We start from the raw sequence: 3270 nt of genomic DNA, 5'->3' as shown, positions 1-3270 counted from the left end.
TCCTGCGGAAGCTGCGGCTTCTTTTGGCCTTGATCGCAGCCCAGGCAATGCCGCCGCCGATTCCGGTGGCGTGGACTTGGCGCCGACTCCAGCCCAGGCATTGCTGAATAACGATTTATTCAGACCGGACCCTTTAGGCTCAATGGCTTACCGAGATTCGCGCGGCCAAGCGTTTAACAGAGCGCAGCGAAGCGTTTAACGCGAAGGGCCAAGCGCAGCGCGGCTCGCCGCAGAAACCGGAGGTTGCGTGATGTGTGATAGACCGGCAGGGGTGGCGGGGACTCCCCGCGCACCCGCCCAGTACCGCTTCTTGCTGGGGCTTTCCCTCGGCAGAAGATTTTTACCCACCACGACTGAGATACGAACAGCATACGGATAGCATACGAACAGGATACGGACAGGATACGGACAGTATTCAAACGTCCACAGGGCCGACGTGGGACTGCCTAATTTTCTGCCCGTATCGGTTTGTCGGCACCCGTGCCTGACTGCCCCCGCGCCTGAGAGGTCGTCGGGATTGCCGAACAACACGAGTACCGGAAGGCTGTCCCCTGTTGTTATGTCATGGTGCCTCATACACCAAGAACTCAACACTAATAGGCGTCCGCCTTTTGATTCTTGTACTTGTAGGCACGTTCAACGCCTGAAGAGCTTGCCTTATAACGAGCAAAGCATCATCGAACTGCTGCTCGACGGCCTCTACATCGATGATATAAACGCCCATCCCCCCACCGCCCCCCGTAACTTCGCCCAAGCCGCTAGCAGACAATGCTTCTTCCAGCGGATCTTCTATTTCGTCTCGGCTCTCGATACCAATAGCGGATGCATCAGCCACATTTATAACAACTTCCACGAACACATCACTCATCTCAGTCACCTCTTAATGTTTTAAATCTTCACTATAGTCGGAAATCTTTTCTCGAACTTCCGCAGCTTTAGCAGGCTTGCTGCTCAACGGAGGACTCTTTGGGTCATTCAATAGGCTGGCGCCTTCCCGCATACGTTGCTCGTAAAGCACGCCTTCAGCTCCCTTATTCGCAGATGCGCTACCCTGGGTCGCACGAACTTCAGGTATCAGTCCAGGATTTGCGTCATAGACATCATGACCTTTAGCCAGACGTTGTTTCATCACTTGCTCTGGCGTCCCCTTACCGCTTGCACGTCCCACATACACAACCTCACCAGCAGCATTTTTGAATTCATATGTGATGAATGTTTTCGGTTTCACCACGGTCTTCGTTCCCGAAGGTGCCGGTTCAACAGAAATGTCCTTTGTCGGGCCTTCTTTCGTAATTCCCGCATCTGACCGCGCAGCTTCTGTCGGTGGCGGCCGTGGCGCTTCCTTCACTGGAGATTTAGACGGGATCGAATCTCTTTCCACTCCTGGAATTCTCGGAATCTCAGTTTTGGGGAAACGTAAAGTACCCACAACAACAGGCCCAGCAACCTCGCCGCCTTCAAATCCAAGTCCGAGTCCGGCACCGAAATCGTTTCCAGCGTTGCGCCGCTCTGCCGCTTTCGAAACAGTCACGTTGATGGACGCGTCAATCCTGTCCTTGACCAAACGTGGCTGCAGAAGAACCTCAGCAACGGCCTTGCCACGCTCGGTCATTCGGTCCGCGCCGCCTTTATTGCCACCCACCGCCAGTCCCGCATCAACAATAAATGCGCCGGTTCCGTACACCGCTTTAGCAACGCCAACCGGAGCACCGACCACACCGCCAACAGCCGCGCCAGTGTAGTACGCAGCGTCGTTGCCAAACTGTCTTACGCTGTAGTAACCCGTCAGATCAATGAAGGTCGTCGGATTTGCATACGCATAGAGGTAAACTTTGCGCGCTGACGCGAGCGGTCGTACCGCATGCCATTTTTGCTAGACGCATCAATGGCTTACGGGCGAACGCGCGGGAGATTTTGTTTTTAAAGAGCGGAAATTTTCTAGACGCGAGTTTGGCCGATAGCGCCCGTTGTCGCAAGGGTGCGTTACTGCGTAACAGCGCCTTTTCCGATGGACCTTCACAGTTTTTTAGCTGCACGATGTGCTCGATGCACGCAGCGAAAGCGCCGTCATCGTTCCAGTCAGCAGGATTTTCCTTGGCGTCGGGCTCGAGGGCGGCGGCGCATCCCGGTGTCGGCCCTGCCGGTGGTGGCGAAGGTGTTGAATGTGTCGCTCGATGAGCTGTTCGGCACGGAATGCCACTTAGGGCGCGGCAAGCGCGGACCGGCATCGCAACTCGAACGCAATATCGAGCGCATCAGCGAGTTGCCCAAGCAGAAGCAGCGCTTTGTGATGGAAATGCTTGAAGCGGTGCTGACTCAGGCCAACGCTTAGCGCACTTTCTTAGCAGCTAAAAACGTAATCCGTACCCGGAACCCGCGCCAAGCAGCAGCGGGTTGGGGACGGTTTTTTTCTTTGAAAGAAGAACAGGCGCAGCCAGTTCCCGCCTAGTCAGAGGGCATGCTCGATATTTCCCAGGAACAGGGGTCTGTCCCTGTCCCTACGTTACTGGCTTGAAATTTTCCGTCATCCGTTTGACCAGGAAGTCGGATATAAATTCTTCTTCAAGAACTCATGAAATTGCTCCGCATCGGCCTGACATTCAAAATAGCCCAACTCCACCTTTCCATCAATTGATTTTCGTATCAAATTTAACCAATTTAGAATCGGGTGATTTCTTTCCATTCTCCAATTCCACGCCTCATCACCTCTTGTATGAATATCGACCGAGAAACAATTTATTCCAAAATTGGCAATAAAAATCCTATCAATCGTAGCTCTTGGAATTGCTCCTTTTCCGGATTTTAATGTATATCTAATTGCATGTTCATCTACAAGTACACTCCCCACAATTTTGGGCGTCGAACTAACGCTAAGTTCCATAAAACTCGTGGTTTCAACATCAATCGACAGTACGTACATCTTACAAATCCTCGTTCTTTATTGAATCGTAAATCTTACGGGGCTGAGCAATTAGGCCAGCAGCCGGTGGCTTAACGCCAGCGGCTCTTGCAACGGCACAAGCAAAAGTCGCACATTGACTGGTAAAGAGCTGGTAACCAAGCTTTCCAGAAGCCAATTTCGCCTCAGTCGCGCTAATTTTTGCCAGCGCTGCTGCGCCTTGTGCAGCGCTAATATCATAAGTCTTCAACGCAGACTTGGCGCTTTCCAAAGTAAGCGTCTTATGAGTACCGTCTGGACGGGATAATTTCGTCCCAGCATGATTGAATTTTGGCACAGCAGTTGTGCCCACAAATTCGATTATGGACACA

6 protein-coding genes are annotated in these 3270 nt (G+C 52.5%); 2 read left to right on the top strand and 4 right to left on the bottom strand.

Features of this window, described 5'->3' with window-relative positions:
• Window positions 1-199 (top strand): hypothetical protein (locus tag ASD07_RS31785; RefSeq protein WP_229207197.1); only part of this gene is annotated, 199 nt, incomplete at its 5' end.
• Between the two features lie 363 nt (window positions 200-562).
• Here ASD07_RS31785 and ASD07_RS18165 read toward each other — a convergent pair.
• Together ASD07_RS18165 and ASD07_RS30935 are read right to left on the bottom strand one after the other, a co-directional pair.
• Window positions 563-868, bottom strand: a complete 306-nt coding sequence (locus ASD07_RS18165; protein WP_055933601.1) for a hypothetical protein — start codon at window positions 866-868, stop codon at window positions 563-565.
• A gap of 12 nt (window positions 869-880) precedes the next feature.
• Window positions 881-1717 carry a hypothetical protein gene (locus ASD07_RS30935; protein ID WP_156398071.1) on the bottom strand — a complete coding sequence of 279 codons (837 nt, stop codon included), beginning with the start codon at window positions 1715-1717 and terminating at the stop codon, window positions 881-883.
• 411 nt (window positions 1718-2128) lie between these two features.
• Here ASD07_RS30935 and ASD07_RS18160 point away from each other — a divergent pair, with 411 nt between their 5' ends.
• Window positions 2129-2332 carry a hypothetical protein gene (locus ASD07_RS18160; RefSeq protein ID WP_055933598.1) on the top strand — a complete coding sequence of 68 codons (204 nt, stop codon included), beginning with the start codon at window positions 2129-2131 and terminating at the stop codon, window positions 2330-2332.
• 192 nt (window positions 2333-2524) lie between these two features.
• Here ASD07_RS18160 and ASD07_RS30930 read toward each other — a convergent pair whose 3' ends face one another.
• Together ASD07_RS30930 and ASD07_RS31290 are read right to left on the bottom strand one after the other, a co-directional pair.
• Window positions 2525-2920 (bottom strand): hypothetical protein, encoded by a 396-nt coding sequence (locus tag ASD07_RS30930; protein WP_156398070.1) that lies wholly within the window; start codon window positions 2918-2920, stop codon window positions 2525-2527.
• Window position 2921: 1 nt separating this feature from the next.
• Window positions 2922-3270, bottom strand: a 349-nt coding sequence (locus tag ASD07_RS31290; protein WP_162246576.1) for a hypothetical protein, incomplete at its 5' end; no start/stop codon positions are given.

Source organism: Duganella sp. Root336D2, assembly GCF_001425005.1.
Classification (GTDB): domain Bacteria; phylum Pseudomonadota; class Gammaproteobacteria; order Burkholderiales; family Burkholderiaceae_D; genus Rugamonas.
Note: the sequence above shows the minus strand (reverse complement) of the source record. Positions and strands in the feature narration are given on the sequence as shown.